Raw genomic sequence first — 20,529 nt, forward strand, 5'->3', positions numbered from 1 at the left:
CGCCGGCACCTCCAGCGACGGACAGCCTGGCCGGCAACGGCAGCCCGGCCCCCGCCGAGAGTGCACCAGCAGCGCCGGCGCCCGCCGCACCGCCCGCCGCACCGCCGGCCGAGGCTCCCGGTGCCGAGACCACGGTCGGGCCGGCGGTCGTGGCCCCGGCCGCGCGCCTGGTCTACGACCTGGTCGGCGAGGTGCGCCAGATGCAGTACCACGCCCAGGCCGAGCTGCTGTGGCGGCACGACGGCCAGAAGTACGAGGCACGCCTGACGGTCAGCGCCTTCCTGGTGGGCTCGCGCACCCAGAGCAGCGAGGGCAGCCTCACGCCCCAGGGGCTGGCACCGAGCCGCTTTTCCGACAAGCGGCGGCGCGGCGAGCAGGCCACCCATTTCGACCGGGCACGCGAGCGCATCGTGTTCAGCGCCAACTCACCCGAGGCGCCGCTGCAGCCCGGCGCACAGGACCGCCTGAGCCTGCTGCTGCAGCTCGGCGCCCTGATGGGCGGCGACCCGGCGCGCTTTGCGCCGGGCTCCCAGCTCAGCTTCCAGACCGCCGGCCCGCGCGAGGCCGAAGCCTGGCAGTTCACGGTCGAGGGCCCCGAAACCCTGAGCGCGGCCGGACGCGCGGTGGACACGCTCAAGCTGGTGCGCCAGCCGCGCAAGACCTACGACATCCGGGTCGAGCTGTGGCTGGACCGCGCACCGCCCCACCTGCCGGTGCGCACGCGCATCACCCAGTCCAACGGCGACTACCTGGACCAGACCCTGCGCTCGATCGAAGCGCCCTGAAATGACGGGTTGGCGAAAAACCCTGTCGGCCTTGAAACCGCCTCGCGCGTTACCAAGTAGGGTGAGTGTTTCAAGGACAATGACACCATGCACATGCTCTACGACTCCGAACAATTCGCGGTGATGCACCTGTTGGCTGACTTCCCGGCGGACGAGCATGTGCAGACGCAGGGGCCCCAGCTCGCGCGCCACGGTTTCGAGATCGTGGACAAGCGCTCGGGCAAGGAGGTCTACCTCGACGGCTCCTGGGCCGAGCTGTTCCAGCGGCAGATCGACGCCTGGCAGCAGAACACGCCGACCCAGGAAGAGGTCGAAGACACGCTGGACCGCTACGCCGGGCTGGCGCAGAACCCGGTCGTGGTGCACTGAGCGCCCGGACGGCGGCGCTAGACTGGCGGCATCCGCATTCGCGCCCAGCCGCCGCCATGTCCGCCCTGCCGCCCATAGACCCGGTACGTTGCCCGCTGTGCGGCGCAGTCAACCAATGCGCCCAGGAGATCGAACGCGCCACCGGCGTGAAGCAGCCGCCCTGCTGGTGCACCGAAGTGCGTTTCGAGGCCGAGCTGCTGTCGCGCGTGCCCGAGTCCGCGCGCCGCAAGGCCTGCATCTGCCTCGCCTGCGCCCAGGCCGCGGACGGAGCCTGAGCGCCGGGAACGCACCCGCGGCGCAGGCGGCCTGCCTGCTATCCTGCGCCCAAGATGTCCAGTCCCCCCGCCTCCTCCGACCTGGTCTCGCTGCGCCAGCGCTACGGCGAGCGCTACCGCTGGCTGCTGCTGCTGGCGGTGATGACGGGCACCATGGCCTCCATCATGTCGTCCACCATCGTCAACGTGGCGATTCCCGACATGAGCCAGCATTTCCTGCTGAGCCAGGACCGCGCGCAATGGGTCAGCTCGGGCTTCATGGTGGCCATGACGGTGTCCATGCTGACCACGCCCTGGCTGCTCGCGCGCTACGGCTACCGCGCCACCTACGCCGGCTGCATGTGGCTGCTGCTGGCCGGCGGCATGGTGGGCGGGCTGGCCGGCCAGTTCGGCCTGGTGCTGGCGGCGCGCGTGGCCGAGGGCCTGGCCGCCGGCGTGGTGCAGCCCATCCCGGCCATCATCATCATGCGCGCCTTCGAGCCGCACGAGCAGGGCCGCGCCAGCGGCATCTTCGGCATGGGCGTGGTGCTGGCGCCGGCGCTGGGCCCCAGCATAGGCGGCCTGCTGGTGGACTGGTTCGGCTGGCGCTCGATCTTCTTCATGGTGGTGCCGCTGTGCCTGGCCTCGCTGTGGCTGGCCTGGCGCTTCGTGCCGGTGACGGCGCCGGGCGGCGTGGCGGCCAATCGCGAGGGCGCGGCGCTGGACTGGGGCGGCCTGCTGCTCGGCGCGGCCGGCACGCTGTGCCTGCTCAACGGCCTGGTGGCGCTGCGCGACGGCACGGCCCTGGACGCCGGCGCCCTGCTGGCCGGCGCCGCGGCGGCCCTGCTGGCCTTCGTGGCCTGGCAGCGCCGCCTGGGCGGGCGCGGCGGCGAGCCGCTGATGAACCTCGCGCTGTTCACCCACCGCCGCTTCGCCATGGGCGGCATCGTGGCCTTCATCTACGGCACGGCGCTGTTCGGCTCCACCTACCTGCTGCCGGTCTACCTGCAGCTGGGGCTGTCGCTGTCCCCGTCCTACGTGGGCACCATCCTGCTGCCCTCGGGCCTGGTGCTGGCGGTCACCATCGCCGGGGTCGGCCGCCTGGCCGACCGCCAGCCCACCCACCTGCTGGTCTGTACCGGCCTGGCCCTGCTGGCGGCCTCGTTCGCGCTGATGCTGACCGTGGGCCTCACCAGCAGCGTCTGGCTGCTCGTGGCCTGGGCCACGCTGGGGCGCATCGGCCTGGGCTTCATCCTGCCCTCGCTGAACCTCGGGTCCATGCGCGGCCTGGACGCGCCGCTGATCCCGCAGGGCTCGAGCGTGATCGGCTTCCTGCGCATGCTCGGCGGCGCGGCCGGCGTCAGCCTGTGCGCCATCGTGCTCGAATGGCGGCTGGCCGCGCACGGCGACTCGCTGGCCCGCGCCGGCAGCAGCCCGGCGCGGCTGGCTGCGTTCAACGAGTCCTTCATGCTGCTGGCCGGCCTGTGCGCCCTCGCGATGGTGGCGGCCTGGCAGCTGCGCGAACCCGTGCCCCATCCCAGCGCCGGGCGCGCCCCCTGAAGCGGAGGAAGCCACCATGTGCCAGCTGCTCGGCATGAACTGCAACACGCCCACCGACCTGACCTTCAGCTTCAGCGGCTTCGCCCAGCGCGGCGGCCGCACCGACCAGCACGGCGACGGCTGGGGCATCGCCTTCTTCGAGGGCAAGGGCGTGCGCCTGTTCGTCGACCGCGAGAGCGCCAGCGCCTCGCCGGTGGCCGAGCTGATCCGCCGCTATCCGATCAAGAGCCAGAACGTCATCTCCCATATCCGCAAGGCCACCCAGGGCCAGGTGGCGCTGGAGAACTGCCACCCCTTCGTGCGCGAGCTCTGGGGCCGCTACTGGGTGTTCGCGCACAACGGCGACCTCAAGGACTTCCACCCGCGCCTGCACGCCAGCTTCCATCCCGTGGGCAGCACCGACAGCGAGCGGGCCTTCTGCTGGCTGATGCAGGAGCTGGCCAAGTCGCATGCCGACGTGCCCAGCGTGGCCGAGCTCACGCTGACCCTGCGCGAGCTGGTGCCGCGCATCGCGAGACACGGCAGCTTCAACTTCCTGCTCTCCAACGGCCAGGCGCTGTGGGCCCATGCCTCGACCCAGCTGTGCTACGTGGTGCGCCAGCACCCCTTCACCCAGGCCACGCTCAGTGACGAGGACCTGAGCGTGAACTTCGCCGAGCACACGCGGCCCAGCGACCGCGTGGCGGTGGTGGTCACCGCGCCGCTGACCACCAACGAGGCCTGGACGCCCTGCGCGCCGGGCGAGTTGCTGGTGTTCGTGGACGGCGCGCCGGTCTGAGAGCCTGTTTACGATCTCTATGGGGCCGCGCAGATGCCTTTTCGGGATGGGATGCAAGGCGGGATGCGCCGCCAATAGCCGAGCTATTGGCAAGCATCGCAACGCCGCAGACCGCCCGAAAAACCATGAGCGCGGGCCCGGAATAATTGATGACAGGCCCTAGACTCACGTCCGGCCACGGCCCTGTGACTTCGGGGGGCTGGACCGTAGATTCTCCGCGATCGCGGCCTTGATCAAGGCCTTGAACGCCTCAGCATCGAGCACCTCTCCCTCCCGGATGTCGATGGCGCGACGCGTGTTCCCATCGAGGCTGGCGTTGAAGAGTCTCCAAGGGTCCACCAAGGAGGCACCCCGGGCGAAGGTCAGCTTGACCACCTGTTTGTAGGCCTCTCCGGTGCAAACGATCCCAGCGTGGGACCATACGGGCACCCCCAGTGGGTTGCTGGGCTTGATCCATTTGCATTCCTCCATGATGTCCGGGTCCGCCTCGTGAATAAGGCGGCGAACCTCCACCAGGGTCTCGGCGCGCCAGCCACCCAGAGACCGGGTCCGCTCGTCGATGAGATGAGTGGCCGCCATCGCGGTCGCGCGCCCCGCTTCCGCACCGGGCTTGGCCTTAGGCTCTCTCTCTTTGGCTTTAGCGCCACGGCTCATTCTCCAACTTGTTGTGGCGCCCAACACCGAGCTTCAGCTGCGGATTTGCCGTAGCGAAGCGGAGGCAAATACGTCGGCTAGAAGCGATGGTTTGGTGACATTCAACGCAACCTCTGCTTGCGGGAAAACAGAGACCAGCCACGGATTGCCTCGCGTGAAACCGAAAGCTGATGACTTAGAACAGCAAGCTGGTCATGAAGATCAGCTAAGTCTCCATCAAGGACCACATGCCCGGTAGCGTTTCCATGTTTTTGCTGAAACAGCCTGTAAAAACGTTCTTTGCCTGCGATGAGAGTCTTAATTGCAGGGTTTTTTCCGATTGGCAGCCGAATGCTATCCACTCTGACGCCTTCGAACGATTTGCTCGGGTCAGGAAGAAAGAGCACTACAGATTCACCGTCGTCTTTCTTTGCTACGTCGAGCAACGTGCCATTTGGTTGCTGCCACACTGCATGAAATTCCGCTTCAATCAATATGCCAGGCCACTCCCAAATGAGCCAGCCATAAACACAGGAGCCATCATGCTCAGCCACTTGTTTTGCTGTGGCGCCGAAACACTCTCCAGATTCTGAATCGGCTCTGGCCCGAACCTCAACGAACACCGGAAGCGACTCGAAGCTCATGTGCTTACAAAGCCGACGCACATCCGACGTCATGCCTCGCGGAGTGGTCGTAGCAACCATATTTCTATATCACCCAACGTCAGAGTTCAGGGGCGCGTCGAGGCTTTATTCGGTGCGTCCCCTGGAACACCCTGTTGGGCATCATGCCTTGGGGCGCTACGCCAGCACCTGGTGAGAGAGACGATACAAAACCAAGTAGTACGCAGGGCAGCCCGAACAGCGCAGCAGCAAGTCGGCTGGTGTTTTCGTTGATCAGCCGGAATGCCTATGTAGATTTTCTCGAGCACGGTGTCCTTTCCGTGCTCTCCTTGGAACTGGGGCCAAGACTTTGTGCATGGACCTTCAAGGGTAGGGTCCCACCAAGTAATTGGAATGCCTTCCTTCTTTGCTTCGATGCGAAGCATCATGGTTGAGTGGCTTTCCATTGCCCCGGTAAAAAGGGCTATCCGCACGTAAACACGCCACGCAAGAATAGTGAAAACGGCAGTAACAAATGTGAGGCACACCATGAGCCATTCGGCCAAGTTCATCTGCACTCCTTCCATCTTCTTAAAATTTCGATGGCGGACCATTACCTTGCCGGACTGAACGACGTCCGTTTCTGCCCAATGTCTTAGCTCTGCAGCCAGTTGCGAGACATTTCCATCAAAATTTCCTTTGCTCCAATCGCGTGCACGTTCCGCCACCGAACGGCTGTTCCGCACCTTGCAAAAACACCTGAAACTCTGCAGTCATCCGATCAATGATCACGCGCTTGTTTTCGAAATCTATTTGGAACAGTGTTTCGGATTTGACTATTTGAGTGGGAATGCTGTTGGACCGAGGTGTAGAAGCCAAGCCGGAGTCTCCTCCGGTCGGTATAGCAAACCGATAACGCTCCATTCGAACCATTGCTGCACCCGCAGGAAAATCGGCGAGGTCAAAAATAGGGCTCACTTTTGCCACTGGACAATCGAGATTGATGGCCTGTTGCGCCGTAGATGAGAGAGGTAAAGCCAAGAACACAAAAACCGGAAGTGCGTGTCTGTACATTGGCGCCTCGCTACTGAAATGCCCACCGTAATGTAGACTGCCTGCAGACGCAGTCCATATCTGGCGCTTGCGGTCTAAATTGACCCGGAAAAAGTGCGGGAAGGCTCTTGCCACAAGGCTTTTCCGTCGATAGGGTGGACAAAAACACAGAACTAAATTTGACCATGAAACCCGCCACCTCTCCTGTGTTGCGCGCCACACGCCAAAGCGCAGCCCTTCGGTTCTAAGCCGCCTCCAGCGCGTCGACGAACAGGGCCGCGACGTCGCAGCCGGTCTGGTCGTGGATCTCCTGGAAGCAGGTCGGGCTGGTCACGTTGATCTCGGTCAGGCAGTCGCCGATCACGTCCAGCCCCACCAGCAGCAGGCCGCGCGCCTGCAGCACGGGGCCCAGGGCCTCGCCGATCTCGCGGTCGCGCGCCGTCAGCGGCCGCGCCACGCCCTTGCCGCCGGCCGCCAGGTTGCCGCGCACCTCGCTGCCCTGGGGAATGCGCGCCAGGCAGTAGGGCACGGGACGGCCGCCGATGACCAGCACGCGCTTGTCGCCGTCCACGATCTCGGGCAGGAACTTCTGCACCATCAGGCTCTGCGCGCCATGGCGGTTCAGCGTCTCGGTGATGCTGCCCAGGTTCAGGCCGTCGGGGCCGACGCGGAAGATGCCCATGCCGCCCATGCCGTCCAGCGGCTTGAGGATGATGTCCTGGTGCTCGGCGTGAAAGCGCTTGATGTCCTCGGCGTCGCGCGTCACCAGGGTCGGCCCGATGAACTGCGGGAACTCCATGATGGCCAGCTTCTCCGGGTGGTCGCGCAGCGCGCCCGGCTTGTTGAACACGCGCGCGCCGTCGCGCTCGGCCTGCTCGAGCAGGTGGGTGGCGTAGAAGTACTCGGCGTCGAAGGGTGGGTCCTTGCGCATCAGCACGGCGTCGAAGTCCTGCAGGGCCACGGCGCGCTGCCCGCGCTCGCTGAACCAGGCCTGCTCCTGTCCGGTCAGCGTGATGTCGCGCACATGGGCGGTGACGGCGCTGCCGCGCTGCCACAGCAGGTCCTGCGGCTCGCAGGCGGCGATGGCGTGGCCGCGCCGCTGGGCCTCGCGCATCATGGCGAAGGTGCTGTCCTTGTAGGTCTTGAAGGATTCGAGCGGATCGGCGATGAAGAGCAGGTTCATGCCGTGATTGTCCCTAGATTTCGATCTTGCTGCCCAGCTCGACCACCGCGTTGCTGGGCAGGTTCAGGAACTCGGCCGCGGCGCTGGCGTTGTGGTGCATCTGCGAGAACAGCTTCTCGCGCCAGGCCACCATGCCGCTGCCCAGGGTCGGGATCACGATGTCGCGCGAGAGGAAGTAGCTGGTGGTCATGGTCTCGAGCTCGCAGCCGCGGCCCTTGAGCTGCTCCAGGGCGCGCGGCAGGTCGGGGTCGTTCTTGAAACCGTAGTGCACGATCACCTGCCAGCAGTCATGGCCCAGCGACTCGATCTCGACCCGCTTGTTCATGCCTATCCAGGGCGTCTCGTGGTTGCGCACGGTGACGAACAGGTTGTGCTGGTGCAGCACCTTGTTGTGCTTGAGGTTGTGCATCAGCGCATTGGGCACGATGCCGGGCTCGGCGGTGAGGAATACGGCCGTGCCTTCCACGCGCACCGGCGGGCTGACGAACACCGCGTCGAGGAAGCTCTTGAGGTCCAGCGCATCCGAGCGCAGCGCGGTATTGAGCAGGCCGCGCCCCTCGTGCCAGGTCATCATCAGGGTGAAGATCGCGCCGCCGATCAGCAGCGGGAACCAGCCGCCGTCGATCAGCTTCATCAGGTTGGAGCTGAAGAAGGCCAGGTCGACGACGAAGAAGAAGCCGGTGGCGCCGAAGCACAGGGCCAGCGGATAGCCCCAGCCATAGCGGACCACGAAGAAGGTCAGCACCGTGGTGATCAGCATGTCCAGCGTGACCGCGATGCCGTAGGCCGCGGCCAGGTTGCTGGAGGAGCGGAACATCACGACGGCCAGCACGATGGCCACGAACAGGCCCCAGTTGACGAAGGGCATGTAGATCTGGCCGGTGTCCTTGACGCTGGTGTGCAGCACCTGCAGGCGCGGCAGGTAGCCGAGCTGAATGACCTGCTTGGACACGCTGAAGGCGCCCGAGATCAGGGCCTGAGAGGCGATCACCGTGGCCATGGTGGCCAGGCCCACCATGGGCAGCAGGGCCCAGTCCGGCGCCATCAGGTAGAACGGGTTCTTGACAGCGGCCGGGTTCTGCAGCAGCAGCGCCCCCTGGCCGAAGTAGTTGATGGTGAGCGAGGGCATGACGACGGAGAACCAGGCCAGTCGGATCGGCCGCTTGCCGAAATGCCCCATGTCGGCGTACAGCGCCTCGGCGCCGGTCACGCACAGCACCACCGCGCCCAGGATCACGAAGGTGGTGCCCGGCTGGGCCCACATGAAGCGCAGGGCGTGGTGCGGGCTCAGGGCCCAGAGGATGGTCGGTTGGCCGGCGATCTGCACCAGGCCCAGCACCGCGATGGTGGCGAACCAGACCAGGGTGATGGGCCCGAAGAACTTGCCTATGCCGGCCGTGCCGTGCTTTTGCAGGGCGAACAGGCCGAACAGGATGACCAGGGTGAGCGGGATCACGTACTGCTTGAAGGCCGGCGACACCACCTCCAGGCCCTCGACCGCCGACAGCACCGAGATCGCCGGGGTGATCACGCCATCGCCGTAGAACAGGCAGGTGCCGAAGATGCCTATGCCCAGCAGCCAGCGGCGCAGCTCGGGCTTGTCCTTGACCGACTGGGAGGCCAGGGCCAGCATGGCCACCAGGCCGCCCTCGCCGTGGTTGTCGGCGCGCAGCACCAGCACCACGTACTTGACCGAGACGATGGTGGTCAGCGTCCAGAAGAAGATCGACAGGATGCCGTAGACGTTGTCCGGGGTGAAGGGCACATGGCCCGAGCCAAATACTTCCTTGACCGCGTACAGCACGCTGGTGCCGATGTCGCCGTAGACGACGCCGATGGCGCCCAGGGTGAGCGCCGCGAGGGATGATGTGGATGCTGACACAAAGCTGCCCCGTCTTGCCAGCGGGGCTCCGGAACGCAGAAGCGGCTATTGTGCGCCCGCCGGGCCGCCGCGCAAGCCACTCCCCGCCCTCCGGACGGGCACCCGTTACAAAATGTTGCAGCGCAGCAACTGAGGCCGCGGCCCTCAGTCGTAGATCTCGGCGTCCGGATCGGTGGACTCGAGCTCGTAGCTGGCCGCCAGCATGGCCAAGCGGCCGATCACGCCGTACATGTAGAAGCGGTTGGGCACGCTGGCGCCGGGCTTGACGCCGGGCTGCGGCAGGTGGGAGCTTTCGGCGAAGGCCAGCGGCACGAAGCTCGCGCCCGGCGCGTTGAGGTTCTCGTCGACCCCGCGCTCGGCATGGACGCGGTAGAAGCCGCCGACCACGTAGCGGTCCATCATGTAGACCACCGGCTCGGCCACGGCCTCGTTGATGCGCTCGTTGGTCAGCACGCCCTCCTGGATGATCACGTCGCTGACGGCCTGGCCGTCCTTGATCACGCTCATCTTGTTGCGCGTCTTGCGGTTCAGCGCGTCCAGGTCCTTGACGTCGCGCACCGTCATGATGCCCATGCCGTAGGTGCCGTTGTCGGCCTTGACCACCACGAAGGGCTTCTCGTTGATGCCGTATTCCTTGTACTTGCGCCGGATCTTGGACAGCAGGGCGTCGACGTTGCCGCGCAGGCATTCCAGGCCCGAGCCCTCGGCGAAATCGACCTCGCCGCAGCGGTTGAACATGGGGTTGATCAGCCAGGGGTCTATGCCCAGCAGCTTGCCGAAGCGCTTGGACACCTCCTCGTAGCTCTGGAAATGGTGGCTCTTGCGGCGCACGCTCCAGCCCGCGTGCAGCGGCGGCAGCAGGTACTGCTCGTGCAGGTCCTCCAGGATGCCCGGCGCGCCGGCCGACAGGTCGTTGTTGAGCAGGATGGTGCAGGGGTCGAAGTCCTTCAGCCCGAGGCGGCGCTTGCCGCGGATCACCGGCTCCAGCGTGACCTGGTCGCCGCCCGGCAGCTCCAGCGTGGTGGTCTGCTTGATCTCGGGGCTGATCGAGCCTATGCGCACGTTCAGCCCCGCCATGTGGAAGATGCGCGTGAGCTGCGCCACGTTGCTGAGGTAGAAGGTGTTGCGCGTGTGGTTCTCGGGAATGATCAGCAGGTTCTTGGCCTCGGGGCAGATCTTCTCGATCGCGGCCTGGGCCGCCTGCACCGCCAGCGGCAGCATCTCGTGCGTCAGGTTGTTCCAGCCGCCGGGGTAGAGGTTGGTGTCCACCGGCGCCAGCTTGAAGCCGGCGTTGCGGATGTCGACCGAGCTGTAGAAGGGCGGCGTGTGCTCCATCCACTCCAGGCGGAACCAGCGCTCGATGGCCGGCATGGAGTCGAGGATGCGTTGCTCGAGTTCGTTGATCGGGCCCGTGAGCGCCGTGATGAGATGCGGAACCATGCGGCCCTCTGCTGCAGAAGTTGGAGCTGAATTCTAGGACTTGGGGACGATACCGCCCCGTTCAAGGCTGCGTGCCGGGGCCCGCCCCAGCCGCAGGAGAATGCGGGTGCGGTCTAGCTGCGGATCTCGCCCTCGCCGAGCACCACGTACTTGAGCGAGGTCAGGCCCTCGATGCCCACCGGGCCGCGCGCGTGGAACTTGTCGGTCGAAATGCCGATCTCGGCGCCCAGGCCGTACTCGAAGCCGTCGGCGAAGCGCGTGCTGGCGTTGACCATGACGCTGGCCGAGTCGACCTCGCGCAGGAATTTCTGCGCGTGCATGTGGTCGCGGGTGAGGATGGCGTCGGTGTGGTGCGAGGAATAGCGGTTGATGTGGGCAATCGCCTCGTCCACGCCCTCGACCAGCTTGACGCTGATGATGGGCGCCAGGTATTCCTCGGACCAGTCCTGCTCGGTGGCGGGCTGGAGCTTGGCGCCGGGCACGGCGGCGAGGATGGCCAGGGACTCGGGGCAGCCGCGCATTTCCACGCCCTTGGCGGCGTAGACCGCGGCGATGCGCGGCAGGAAGGCCGCCGCCACGCCGCGCGCCACCAGCAGGCTCTCGCTGGCATTGCAGGGGCTGTACTTCTGGGTCTTGGCGTTGTCGGCCACCTTGACCGCCATGTCCAGGTCGCTGGGGTCGTCGACATAGGTGTGGCAATTGCCGTCCAGGTGCTTGATCACCGGCACCTTGGCGCCTGCGCTGATGCGCTCGATCAGGCCCTTGCCGCCGCGCGGGATGATCACGTCCACGTACTGCGGCATGGCGATCAGCTGGCCCACCACCTCGCGGTCGGTGGTCTGCACCAGCTGCACGCCCTGCGCCGGCAGGCCGCTGTCGATCAGCGCCTGCTGCACCAGGCGGGCCAGCGCCTTGTTCGATTCGATGGCCTCGGAGCCGCCGCGCAGGATGCAGGCGTTGCCGCTCTTGATCGACAGGCTGGCCGCCTCGATGGTCACGTTGGGGCGGCTCTCGAAGACCATGCCGAACACGCCGATAGGCACGCGCATCTGGCCGACGCGTATGCCGCTGGGCTGCTGGCGCAGGCCGATGATCTCGCCGATCGCGTCGGGCATGGCGGCCAGCTGCTCGCAGCCCTGGGCGCAGGTCTCGATGACCTGCGGCGTGAGCTTGAGCCGGTCGACCATGGGCGCGGCCAGGCCGGCGGCCAGCGCGCGCTCGAGGTCGCGCGCGTTGTCGGCCTGCAGGGACGACTGGTTCTCACGCAGCAGCCCGGCCAGGCGGCGCAGCGCCCGGTTCTTGACCGCGGCACTGGCCTTGGCCATCAGGGCCGAGGCCATCTTGGCCTGCAGGCCCAGGGTTTGCGAGTATTCGGCGATGTTCAGCGCATTCATGGGGTGTATTGTCCCTGCTATCCGGAGACCCTGCAGGCGCGGCACAGCTGCAGCGCCAGCCGGTGCAGGGCCTGCCAGCCATCGGCCGGCCAGTCGGGCTGCTTGAGGCCCTTGACGATGCCGTCCACCTGGTGCGCGGCCTGCAGCAGCTCGCGCAGCAGGGCCGGCGACAGGCGCGGCAGCACGCGCTCGAACAGGCGCTCGCGCGGGCCCCAGACGCGCTGCTCGCGCAGCGCCATGGGCAGGGGGCGGCCGCCGGCCACCGCGTCCTTGACGCGCTTGAGCGCGCGTATGTCCTCGGCCAGGGTGTAGTGCACCAGCACCTCGGCCTCGCCCTCGGCGCGCAGGCCGTCGAGCATGCGCTGCACGCGCACGGCCTGGCCGGCCAGCACCGCCTCGGAGAGCTTGAACACGTCGTAGCGCGCGACGTTGAGCACGGCCGCCTCGACCTGGTCGAAGCCGAGCTCGCCCTCGGGGTGGAGCAGGCCCAGCTTCTGGATTTCCTGGTGCGCGGCGAGCAGGTTGCCCTCGACGCGGTCGGCGAAGAACTGCAGGGTGCGCTGGCCCTCTTCGCCCGCAGCCACGCGCTGGCCCTGGCGCGCCAGGCGCTGGGCGATCCAGGGCGGCAGGGCCTGGCGCTCGACCGGGTCGATCTGCACCGTCACGCCGGCGCCCTCGAGCGCGCCGAACCAGGCGCCAGTTCGGGTCGCCTTGTCCAGGCGCGGCAACACCACCAGGGTCAGGGTGCTGTCGTTGCCGCGGCTGCTCTCGGCCAGCTGCTGCAGGGCGGCGCTGCCGTCCTTGCCGGGCTTGCCCGAGGGGATGCGGATCTCGACGATCTGGCGCTCGGCGAACAGGCTGAGCGAGCCGCCGGCGGCCAGCACCTCGCTCCAGTCGAAATGCGCGCCGGCCACGCTGTGCACGCTGCGCTCGGTGTAGCCCTGAGCGCGCGCGGCGGCGCGGATCGCGTCGGCCGCTTCCTGCACCAGCAGCGGCTCGTCCCCGTGCAGGGTGTAGAGCGGGCGCAGGCCCTTTTGCAGGTGAGCGGCGAGCTGGGCGGCGGCGAGCTGCATAGCGGCGCCGCGGCTTACAGCGCGCGCACCGCGGCCAGGCGGCGCATGACCTGCTGCACGATGTCGCTCTGCATGTCGCGGTACAGCAGGGCCTCCTCGGCCTCCTTGGCCAGGGCTGCGGCCTCGCGGTAGCTGACGTCGCGTTCCTGCAGCAGCTCGACCTCGGGGATTAGAGTCTTGCCCTGGGGCGTGCGCAGCCTGAACTTGAAGCGCACGCGCAGTTGCAGCTCGCGCACCTGGCCCGAGGCGTTGACGCCCACCACCACGCGCTCGCGCTGGTCGTTCAGCACGTCCAGCAGCACCTCGGCGCGGTTGAGCTGGCGCGCATCGGCCAGCACCTCGACCGCGCCGGTGCCGGCCAGCTGGCGCTTGAGCTCGTTGACCAGGGTCGAGCTCTGGGGGGCGTCGGTGTAGAAACTGCGGAACGCGAAGTTCGGCGGCTGGCGCAGCTGGAAGCCGCAGGCCGCCAGCGCCAGCGGCGCCGCCAGGGCGAGCAGCTGGCGGCGCCGCAGCGCCGCCGCGGGCAGGGTGGCCTTCATGCTCAGACCACCACGTTGACCAGGCGGCCCGGCACCACGATGACCTTTTTCGCGTGCGCCCCGCCGGCCTGCTTGAGGAAGGCCTCGCTGGCCAGGGCGATGGCCTCGATCTCGTGCTTGCTGGCCTGGGACGGCACCAGGATGGCGCCGCGCAGCTTGCCGTTGACCTGCAGCACGAGCTCGATCTCGTCCTGCTGCAGCGCGCTCTCGTCGGCCTGGGGCCAGGGCGCGTCCAGAAGGTCGCCGAAGCCGGCGGCATAGCCCAGCTGCTCCCACAATGCGTGGGCGATGTGCGGCGTGACCGGATACAGGCAGCGCAGCAGGATGCCGAAGCCCTCGGCCTGCGCGGCGCGGGCGCCGGTCGAGCCATCGTCGGCCAGGCCCTCGAGCGCGTTGAGCAATTTCATCGCGCCCGAGACCACGGTGTTGTACTGCATGCGCTGGTAGTCGTAGTCGACCTGCTTGAGCACGCTGTGGACCTCGCGCCGCAGCGCCTTGGCGGCCTTGTCGAAGGCATGGACCTCGCGCCCCTCGGGGCCGGCCAGCAAGGCCAGCGAGGCCAGGTTCTCGATCGCCGACAGCTTGACGCCGAAGTTCCAGACCCGGCGCAGGAAGCGGTAGCTGCCCTCCACGGCCGCGTCGTTCCACTCCAGCGTGGCCTCGGGCGGCGCGGTGAACATGGTGTACAGGCGCGCGGTGTCGGCGCCGTATTTCTCGATCAGGTCCTGCGGGTCGACGCCGTTGTTCTTGGACTTGCTCATGGTGCCCACGCCTTCGTAGTTCACCAGGGTGCCGGCCGGCAGATCGCCCTTGGCCTCTTTGAGGTGGGCGCCCACCACCTTGCCGTTGGCGTCGACCACGTCCTCGACCTCGTGCGGCCAGAAGTACTCGATGCCGCCTTTCTCGCTCTTGCGCGAGTAGATGTGGTTGAGCACCATGCCCTGGGTCAGCAGCTTGGTGAAGGGCTCGTCGACCTGGACCAGGCCACGGGCTTCGGAGTCTCCGGGGCCCTGCACCCGGATATCGCGCATCACCTTGGTCCAGAAGCGCGCGTACAGCAGGTGCAGGATGGCGTGCTCGATGCCGCCGATGTACTGGTCCATGGGCATCCAGTACTGTGCCCCCTCGGCGACCATGGCCTGGTCGTTCTTGGGGTCGCAGTAGCGCATGAAGTACCAGGAACTGTCGACGAAGGTGTCCATGGTGTCGGTCTCGCGCCGCGCCGGCTTGCCGCAGCAGGGGCAGTCGACCTTGAGGAAGGCCTCGCACTTGTTCAGCGGGTTGCCGCTGCCGTCGGGCACCAGGTCCTGCGGCAGCACCACCGGCAGGTCCTGCTCGGGCACCGGCACCGGGCCGCAGGCCTCGCAATGGATGATGGGGATGGGCGTGCCCCAGTAGCGCTGGCGGCTGATGCCCCAGTCGCGCAGGCGCCAGGTGGTCTTCTTCTCGCCCAGGCCGCGCACCTGCAGGGCGTGGGCCACGGCCTTGACCGCCTCCTTGTAGCTCAGGCCGCTGAAGCTGTCGGAGTTGATGGTCACGCCATGCTGCTTGTCGGCGTACCAGTCGTGCCAGTGGTCGTAGTCGTAGTGCTGGCCGTCCACATGCACCACCTGGGTGATGGGCAGGCCGTATTTCTTGGCGAAGGCGAAGTCGCGCTCGTCGTGCGCGGGCACACCCATCACAGCGCCGTCGCCATAGCCCATCAGCACGTAGTTGCCGACCCAGACCTCGACCGCGTGCTCCATCAGCGGGTGGTTGACGAACAGGCCGGTGGGCATGCCCTTCTTTTCCTGGGTGGCGAGCTCGGCCTCGGTCGTCCCGCCGGCCTTGCACTCCTCGAGGAAGGCGGCCAGCTTGGGGTTGGACCTGGCCGCGTGCAGCGCCAGCGGGTGCTCGGGCGCGACCGCGCAGAAGGTCACGCCCATGATGGTGTCGGCGCGCGTGGTGAACACGTACATGCAGCCGTCGCCGATCGGCTGGCCATGCTCGTCATGGATGCCATGGGTGAAGGCGAAGCGCACGCCTTCGCTCTTGCCGATCCAGTTCTCCTGCATCAGCTTGACGCGCTCGGGCCAGCCGGCCAGGCCGTGCTGCACGTGCGAGAGCAGCTCCTCGGCGTAGTCGGTGATCTTGAGGTAGTAGCCCGGGATCTCGCGCTTTTCCACTGCGGCGCCGGTGCGCCAGCCCTTGCCGTCTATCACCTGCTCGTTGGCCAGCACGGTCTGGTCCACCGGGTCCCAGTTGACGACCTGGGTCTTGCGGTAGGCGATGCCCTTTTCCAGCATCTTGAGGAACAGCCACTGGTTCCACTTGTAATAGCCGGGATCGCAGGTGGCGACCTCGCGCGACCAGTCGATGGCCAGCCCCATCGCCTGCATCTGCTTCTTCATGTAGGCGATGTTCTCGTAGGTCCACTGGGCCGGCGGCACGCCGTTCTTGAGCGCCGCGTTCTCGGCCGGCAGGCCGAAAGCATCCCAGCCCATGGGCATCAGCACGTTGTAGCCGTTCATGCGCAGGTAGCGCGTGAGCATGTCGTTGATGGTGTAGTTGCGCACATGGCCCATGTGCAGCTTGCCGCTGGGATAGGGCAGCATGGAACAGGCGTAGAACTTCTTCTTGCCCGCGTCCTCGCTCACGCGGTAGGCGTCGCGACCGCTCCAGTGGTCCTGGGCGGCCTTTTCAACGTCGAGGTGGCTGTACTTGTCTTGCATGCTGCAAATTGTAGGCGCTGGCCGCCCCGCCGGCCGGACGGGCTCTCGGGCAGCAGCGCTCATCAAACCATAGCATCACAAAAAGCCCGGGAAAGGGCCGAACGGGCTTTTCAGGGGGGATTTGCGGTCGCCCGGGGCGCCTCGGCCATGAAGCCGATGCGGCTGAGACCGGCCTGCTGCGCCAGGCCCACCAGCTCGACCATGCGGCCATAGGGCACGCCGGCGTCGGCGCGCAGCTGCACCTCGGTGTCGGGGGCCAGGGCCGCGGCCTGTGCTAGGCGCTGGGCCAGCTCGGCGTCGCGCACCGGCCGGTCGTCCAGGTAGGCCTGGCCGTTGCGGTCGACCACCAGGGTGACGGCCTGGGCCGCCTCGTCGGGGCGGGCCGCCTCGCTGCGCGGCAGGTCGAGCCGGATCGAGCTGCCCAGCAGGGGCGCGGTCACGATGAAAATGACCACCAGCACCAGCATCACGTCGACCAGCGGCGTCATGTTGATCTCGCTCATGGGCCGGGGACCCTTGCTGCGTTCGAGGCGGCCGAAACTCATGCGCTGCTCCTGCGGCCGGGCCGGCGGCTCAGACGTCCCCGGCGCCGCGGTGCGCCAGCAGCTCGCGCAGGTCGCGCGCGAAGCCCTCCAGGTCGGCCTCGATGCGGCCGATGTGGCGCCCGAACACGTTGTAGGCCAGCACGGCGGGAATGGCCACGAACAGGCCGGCGGCCGTCATGATCAGCGCCTCGCCGACCGGGCCGGCCACCTGGTCCAGAGTGACCTGGTCGGTGTGGGCAATGCCGGTCAGCGCGTGGTAGATGCCCCAGACGGTGCCCAGCAGGCCGACGAAGGGGGCGGTGGAACCCACGGTGGCCAGCAGCACCTGGCCGAAGTGCAGCTTGTGCAGCACCGCGTGCAGGGCGTCGCGCAGCACGCGCGTGAGCTGCTGCGAGCGCTCGCCGGCGGCCGCCAGCGTGCCGATCGCGGCCAAGCCGGTGGCGGCGATCAGGGGCAGGACCAGGCCTTCCCGGTCGAAGCTCGCCACCCGGCCGCGCGCCTCGTCGATCGAGGGGGCCTGCCAGAACGCTGCGACGCTGCGCGCCACGTCGCGCGAGGCGCGCCGGACCAGCCAGGCCTTCCACAGGATCACCACCCAGCTGGCCACCGACATGGCCAGCAGCAGCAGGGACACGAGCCGGCTGACCGCGTCACCCTGGGCCAGCAGCTCGATCAGGTTCATGCGGCGGCTCCGTCGCTCAGCGCAGGTTCAGCACGTCGAACATGTCGTACAGGCCGTTGGCCTGGCCGGCCAGGAAGCGCACCGCGCGCAGGCTGCCCTGGGCGTAGGTGGCACGGCTGGACGACTTGTGCGTGATCTCGATGCGCTCGCCGGTGCCGGCGAACAGCACCGTGTGGTCGCCCACGATGTCGCCGCCGCGGATGGTGGCGAAGCCTATGCTCGAGGGATCGCGCTCGCCGGTCACGCCCTCGCGTGCGTAGACCGCGCAGTCCTTGAGGTCGCGGCCCAGGGCGCCGGCGATCACCTCGCCCATCTTCAGCGCCGTGCCCGAGGGCGCGTCGACCTTGTGCCGGTGGTGGGCCTCGATGATCTCGATGTCGTAGCCGGTGGACAGGGCCTTGGCCGCCATCTCGAGCAGCTTGAGCGTGACGTTGACGCCCACGCTCATGTTGGGCGCCATGACGATGGCGATGTCCCGCGCCGCAGCGGTGATCTCGGCCTTCTGCGCCTCGGTGAAGCCGGTGGTGCCGATCACGAGCTTGATGCCACGCTCGCGGCAGACCTTGAGGTGGTCCATCGTGCCCTCGGGGCGCGTGAAGTCGATCAGCGCCTGGGCGTTGCGCAGCCCCGCGGCCAGGTCGGCCGTCACGGCCACGCCGCTGCTCTGGCCCAGGAAGGCGCAGGCGTCGGCGCCCAGGGCCGGGCTGCCCACGATGTCGAGCGCGCCCGCAATCGCGCAATCGCCCGAGGCGCGGATGGCCTCGATCAGCATATGGCCCATGCGGCCGCTGGCGCCGGCCACGGCGACCTGGTGTCGCGCCGTGCCGGCCTGGGTGTCGGTGACGGAATTCATCTTTTCCTTCGCAATCAGAGGGCCTGGACCCCGGGGCCGGCTCAGCGCGCCGAGGGCTCCAGCGGCGGGTAGCTGGCGGGCAGCGGCGCCTCGGCGGCCGGGGCGTCCTTGCCGGTGTCGCGCGCCGGCGGGAACTTGGCCAGCGCCTCCTCGGACGCCTCGAGCACCGGGACCTTGCCCGGCTTGCGCCCGGTATCGACGCGCGCCACGAATTCGGTCTCGCTGGGCATGGTGTCGCCCTCGAAGCGCTCGAGCTCGTCGCCCTTGAAGAACAGCACCAGCTTGTAGCTCTGCGGCGCCACGCCCTGGCGGCGCAGCGTGAAGACATAGTCCCAGCGGTCGGCGTGGAACAGGCTGGCCAGCAGCGGCGTGCCCAGCACATCGCGCACCTGCAGGCGGCTCATGCCGGGCTGCAGCGCCTCGACCTGCTCCTTGGAGACGAAATTGCCCTGCACCACCTCGGGTTTGTAGGGCGTGACCAGACCGGACAGGCGGTTGCTGGCACCATCGAGGCTACCGCAGCCGCTCAGCGCCGCGCCGGCCGCGAGCACCAGGGCCAGCAAGGGCGCCGATCGAAGGCGTGAACGCAGGAGAACAGGCATGGATCAGGCTGAGGCAATATGATCGGGCCATTGTAGCGGCAGCCCCCTGGGCTGGCCGCGAGCGCCCTGAACGGAAGGACACGCATGGTCAACATCGACGAACTCAAGAGCACCGGCCTGAAGGCCACGCTGCCGCGCCTGAAGATCCTGGAGATCTTCCAGAAGGGCGCGCTGCGCCACATGACGGCCGAAGACGTGTTCCGCGTGCTGCTGCAGGAGCACTCGGACATCGGCCTGGCCACCGTCTACCGGGTGCTGACGCAGTTCGAGCAGGCCGGCATCCTGAGCCGCAGCCACTTCGAGAGCGGCAAGGCGGTCTACGAGCTCAACGAAGGGCAGCACCACGACCACCTGGTCTGCCTGGACTGCGGCAAGGTGGAGGAGTTCTACGACGCCGAGATCGAGAAGCGACAGCAGGCCGTGGCCACGGACAAGGGCTTTGCCATCGCCGACCACGCGTTGAGCCTGTACGCCCACTGCACCAAGAACCCCTGCCCGAACCGGCCGCCCAACACGCGCGGCTGAGGCCGGCGTCCAGCCGCCGCCGGACCGCCCCAAGGCGGCTGGGGCCCCCTCGGGGGGCAGAGAAGTACACGAAGTGACAAGCGTGGGGGCTAAATTTCAGAGCTCGCCGCGCTCCATGGCGCGGCGATGCCGCTCGACGAATTCCTGGTAGGTGTCTATGCCGCGCAGCTGCAGGATGCTGTTGCGCACGGCCGCCTCCACCAGCACGGCGATGTTGCGTCCGGCCACCACCTGGATCACCACCTTGCGCACCGGGATGCCCAGCACGTCCTGGGTCAGCGGTTCGTAGGGCAGGCGCTCGTATTCGCGCTCCAGCGTCTCCTTGCGCACCAGGTGCACGATGAGCTTGAGCCGCATCTTGCGGCGCACCGCGGTCTCGCCGAAGATCGCGCGGATGTCGAGCAGGCCGATGCCACGCACCTCGAGCAGGTTCTGCAGCAGGTCGGGACAGCGGCCTTCGATGGTGGTCTGGTTGATGCGGTACAGGTCGACCGCGTCGTCGGCCACCAGGCCGTTGCCGCGCGAGATCAGCTCCAGCCCGAGCTCGCTCTTGCCCAGGCCCGACTCGCCGGTGATCAGCACACCCAGGCCCAGAATGTCCATGAACACGCCGTGCATGGAGGTGCGGTCGGCGAAATGCTTGGACAGGTAGGCGCGCAGCACGTCGATCACGAAGGCCGAGGACTCGCGCGTGGCGAACATCGGGATCTGGGCGCGCTCGCACATGGACAGCAGGGCCTCGGGCGCGGCCTGGCCGTCGCACAGCACCAGCACCGGCGGCTCCAGCGTCACGATGCGGGCGATGCGGCGCGCGCAGTCCTCGGGCGTGGCGTTGGTCAGGTAGGCGACCTCGCGCTCGCCCAGGGTCTGCACGCGGTAGGGGTGGATGTAGTTCAGGTAGCCGACCAGGTCGGCGCCCGAGCGCGCGGCGCGGATGGCCACCTCGTCGAAGCGCCGCTCGGAAGCCCCCAGGCCGGCCACCCATTCCCACTTGAGCGTGGCCCGGTGGTCTTCGAACAGCACGTCGGCGCTGATGACGGTGGGCTTCACAGGCCGTAAGCTTGCT

Annotated in this window: 21 protein-coding genes; 6 read left to right on the plus strand and 15 right to left on the minus strand. The window is 67.6% G+C overall.

Annotation, left to right across the window (positions count from 1 at the left end; genetic code table 11):
• The 5 genes from FFS10_RS05315 to FFS10_RS05335 form a co-directional block, all read left to right on the plus strand.
• Window positions 1-785 (plus strand): DUF3108 domain-containing protein (locus FFS10_RS05315; RefSeq protein WP_137892309.1); only part of this gene is annotated, 785 nt, incomplete at its 5' end.
• 87 nt (window positions 786-872) lie between these two features.
• Window positions 873-1,154 (plus strand): BTH_I0359 family protein, encoded by a 282-nt coding sequence (locus FFS10_RS05320; RefSeq protein WP_137892312.1) that lies wholly within the window; start codon window positions 873-875, stop codon window positions 1,152-1,154.
• A 56-nt stretch (window positions 1,155-1,210) separates the two neighbouring features.
• Window positions 1,211-1,429, plus strand: coding sequence for a cysteine-rich CWC family protein (locus FFS10_RS05325; RefSeq protein ID WP_137892314.1), 219 nt, complete (start codon window positions 1,211-1,213; stop codon window positions 1,427-1,429).
• A gap of 54 nt (window positions 1,430-1,483) precedes the next feature.
• On the plus strand, window positions 1,484-2,968 hold the full coding sequence (locus FFS10_RS05330; RefSeq protein ID WP_137892316.1) for an MFS transporter: 1,485 nt from the start codon (window positions 1,484-1,486) through the stop codon (window positions 2,966-2,968).
• 16 nt (window positions 2,969-2,984) lie between these two features.
• Entirely contained in the window at window positions 2,985-3,746 is a 762-nt protein-coding gene (locus tag FFS10_RS05335; RefSeq protein ID WP_137892318.1) for a class II glutamine amidotransferase, read from the plus strand.
• Between the two features lie 165 nt (window positions 3,747-3,911).
• Here FFS10_RS05335 and FFS10_RS05340 read toward each other — a convergent pair whose 3' ends face one another.
• The 14 genes from FFS10_RS05340 to FFS10_RS05405 all read right to left on the minus strand — a co-directional run bounded on the left by FFS10_RS05340 (window position 3,912) and on the right by FFS10_RS05405 (window position 18,938).
• Window positions 3,912-4,325: a DUF1801 domain-containing protein gene (locus FFS10_RS05340; RefSeq protein WP_212744092.1), complete on the minus strand. Its 414-nt coding sequence runs from the start codon at window positions 4,323-4,325 to the stop codon at window positions 3,912-3,914.
• A gap of 176 nt (window positions 4,326-4,501) precedes the next feature.
• Complete coding sequence (locus FFS10_RS05345; RefSeq protein ID WP_137892322.1) at window positions 4,502-5,023, minus strand: hypothetical protein; 522 nt, start codon at window positions 5,021-5,023, stop codon at window positions 4,502-4,504.
• A gap of 645 nt (window positions 5,024-5,668) precedes the next feature.
• Complete coding sequence (locus FFS10_RS05350) at window positions 5,669-6,169, minus strand: hypothetical protein (RefSeq protein ID WP_137892324.1); 501 nt, start codon at window positions 6,167-6,169, stop codon at window positions 5,669-5,671.
• Between the two features lie 109 nt (window positions 6,170-6,278).
• Window positions 6,279-7,217, minus strand: a complete 939-nt coding sequence (gene gshB / locus FFS10_RS05355; RefSeq protein ID WP_137892326.1) for a glutathione synthase — start codon at window positions 7,215-7,217, stop codon at window positions 6,279-6,281.
• A 13-nt stretch (window positions 7,218-7,230) separates the two neighbouring features.
• Window positions 7,231-9,099, minus strand: a complete 1,869-nt coding sequence (locus FFS10_RS05360; protein WP_137892328.1) for a potassium transporter Kup — start codon at window positions 9,097-9,099, stop codon at window positions 7,231-7,233.
• 144 nt (window positions 9,100-9,243) lie between these two features.
• The gene (gene gshA / locus FFS10_RS05365) at window positions 9,244-10,539 is read right to left on the minus strand and encodes a glutamate--cysteine ligase (RefSeq protein ID WP_137892330.1); all 1,296 of its coding nucleotides are present in this window, start codon (window positions 10,537-10,539) and stop codon (window positions 9,244-9,246) included.
• 113 nt (window positions 10,540-10,652) lie between these two features.
• Window positions 10,653-11,933, minus strand: a complete 1,281-nt coding sequence (locus tag FFS10_RS05370; protein WP_137892332.1) for a glutamate-5-semialdehyde dehydrogenase — start codon at window positions 11,931-11,933, stop codon at window positions 10,653-10,655.
• A 17-nt stretch (window positions 11,934-11,950) separates the two neighbouring features.
• Window positions 11,951-13,006 carry a DNA polymerase III subunit delta gene (gene holA, locus FFS10_RS05375; protein WP_137892334.1) on the minus strand — a complete coding sequence of 352 codons (1,056 nt, stop codon included), beginning with the start codon at window positions 13,004-13,006 and terminating at the stop codon, window positions 11,951-11,953.
• Between the two features lie 14 nt (window positions 13,007-13,020).
• Window positions 13,021-13,545: an LPS-assembly lipoprotein LptE gene (locus tag FFS10_RS05380; protein WP_249931177.1), complete on the minus strand. Its 525-nt coding sequence runs from the start codon at window positions 13,543-13,545 to the stop codon at window positions 13,021-13,023.
• A 2-nt stretch (window positions 13,546-13,547) separates the two neighbouring features.
• On the minus strand, window positions 13,548-16,256 hold the full coding sequence (leuS, locus tag FFS10_RS05385) for a leucine--tRNA ligase (RefSeq protein WP_137892336.1): 2,709 nt from the start codon (window positions 16,254-16,256) through the stop codon (window positions 13,548-13,550).
• Window positions 16,257-16,366: 110 nt separating this feature from the next.
• Complete coding sequence (locus tag FFS10_RS05390) at window positions 16,367-16,801, minus strand: ExbD/TolR family protein (protein WP_137892338.1); 435 nt, start codon at window positions 16,799-16,801, stop codon at window positions 16,367-16,369.
• Between the two features lie 28 nt (window positions 16,802-16,829).
• Complete coding sequence (locus tag FFS10_RS05395; RefSeq protein WP_137892340.1) at window positions 16,830-17,483, minus strand: MotA/TolQ/ExbB proton channel family protein; 654 nt, start codon at window positions 17,481-17,483, stop codon at window positions 16,830-16,832.
• Between the two features lie 16 nt (window positions 17,484-17,499).
• Window positions 17,500-18,336, minus strand: a complete 837-nt coding sequence (dapB, locus tag FFS10_RS05400) for a 4-hydroxy-tetrahydrodipicolinate reductase (protein WP_137892342.1) — start codon at window positions 18,334-18,336, stop codon at window positions 17,500-17,502.
• 41 nt (window positions 18,337-18,377) lie between these two features.
• Entirely contained in the window at window positions 18,378-18,938 is a 561-nt protein-coding gene (locus tag FFS10_RS05405; protein WP_137892343.1) for an outer membrane protein assembly factor BamE, read from the minus strand.
• Between the two features lie 84 nt (window positions 18,939-19,022).
• On the opposite strand from FFS10_RS05405, the gene fur reads away from it, so the two are divergent.
• On the plus strand, window positions 19,023-19,463 hold the full coding sequence (gene fur / locus FFS10_RS05410; protein WP_137892345.1) for a ferric iron uptake transcriptional regulator: 441 nt from the start codon (window positions 19,023-19,025) through the stop codon (window positions 19,461-19,463).
• A gap of 96 nt (window positions 19,464-19,559) precedes the next feature.
• On the opposite strand, the gene hprK is transcribed toward fur, so the two are convergent.
• Window positions 19,560-20,513 carry an HPr(Ser) kinase/phosphatase gene (gene hprK / locus FFS10_RS05415; protein WP_137892347.1) on the minus strand — a complete coding sequence of 318 codons (954 nt, stop codon included), beginning with the start codon at window positions 20,511-20,513 and terminating at the stop codon, window positions 19,560-19,562.
• Window positions 20,514-20,529: the final 16 nt, after the last annotated feature.

It is taken from the genome of Ramlibacter sp. 2FC (genome assembly GCF_005503345.1).
Classification (GTDB): domain Bacteria; phylum Pseudomonadota; class Gammaproteobacteria; order Burkholderiales; family Burkholderiaceae_C; genus SCMQ01.

What these genes read in the sequence shown, in the direction of transcription:
- FFS10_RS05320 (WP_137892312.1), top strand. Translation starts at nt 873, where the DNA reads ATGCACATGCTCTACGACTCCGAACAATTCGCGGTGATGCACCTGTTG.
- FFS10_RS05325 (WP_137892314.1), top strand. Translation starts at nt 1,211, where the DNA reads ATGTCCGCCCTGCCGCCCATAGACCCGGTACGTTGCCCGCTGTGCGGC.
- FFS10_RS05330 (WP_137892316.1), top strand. Translation starts at nt 1,484, where the DNA reads ATGTCCAGTCCCCCCGCCTCCTCCGACCTGGTCTCGCTGCGCCAGCGC.
- FFS10_RS05335 (WP_137892318.1), top strand. Translation starts at nt 2,985, where the DNA reads ATGTGCCAGCTGCTCGGCATGAACTGCAACACGCCCACCGACCTGACC.
- FFS10_RS05340 (WP_212744092.1), bottom strand. Translation starts at nt 4,325, where the DNA reads ATGGCGGCCACTCATCTCATCGACGAGCGGACCCGGTCTCTGGGTGGC.
- FFS10_RS05345 (WP_137892322.1), bottom strand. Translation starts at nt 5,023, where the DNA reads ATGAGCTTCGAGTCGCTTCCGGTGTTCGTTGAGGTTCGGGCCAGAGCC.
- gshB (WP_137892326.1), bottom strand. Translation starts at nt 7,217, where the DNA reads ATGAACCTGCTCTTCATCGCCGATCCGCTCGAATCCTTCAAGACCTAC.
- gshA (WP_137892330.1), bottom strand. Translation starts at nt 10,539, where the DNA reads ATGGTTCCGCATCTCATCACGGCGCTCACGGGCCCGATCAACGAACTC.
- FFS10_RS05370 (WP_137892332.1), bottom strand. Translation starts at nt 11,933, where the DNA reads ATGAATGCGCTGAACATCGCCGAATACTCGCAAACCCTGGGCCTGCAG.
- holA (WP_137892334.1), bottom strand. Translation starts at nt 13,006, where the DNA reads ATGCAGCTCGCCGCCGCCCAGCTCGCCGCTCACCTGCAAAAGGGCCTG.
- FFS10_RS05380 (WP_249931177.1), bottom strand. Translation starts at nt 13,545, where the DNA reads ATGAAGGCCACCCTGCCCGCGGCGGCGCTGCGGCGCCGCCAGCTGCTC.
- leuS (WP_137892336.1), bottom strand. Translation starts at nt 16,256, where the DNA reads ATGCAAGACAAGTACAGCCACCTCGACGTTGAAAAGGCCGCCCAGGAC.
- FFS10_RS05390 (WP_137892338.1), bottom strand. Translation starts at nt 16,801, where the DNA reads ATGAGTTTCGGCCGCCTCGAACGCAGCAAGGGTCCCCGGCCCATGAGC.
- FFS10_RS05395 (WP_137892340.1), bottom strand. Translation starts at nt 17,483, where the DNA reads ATGAACCTGATCGAGCTGCTGGCCCAGGGTGACGCGGTCAGCCGGCTC.
- dapB (WP_137892342.1), bottom strand. Translation starts at nt 18,336, where the DNA reads ATGAATTCCGTCACCGACACCCAGGCCGGCACGGCGCGACACCAGGTC.
- FFS10_RS05405 (WP_137892343.1), bottom strand. Translation starts at nt 18,938, where the DNA reads ATGCCTGTTCTCCTGCGTTCACGCCTTCGATCGGCGCCCTTGCTGGCC.
- fur (WP_137892345.1), top strand. Translation starts at nt 19,023, where the DNA reads ATGGTCAACATCGACGAACTCAAGAGCACCGGCCTGAAGGCCACGCTG.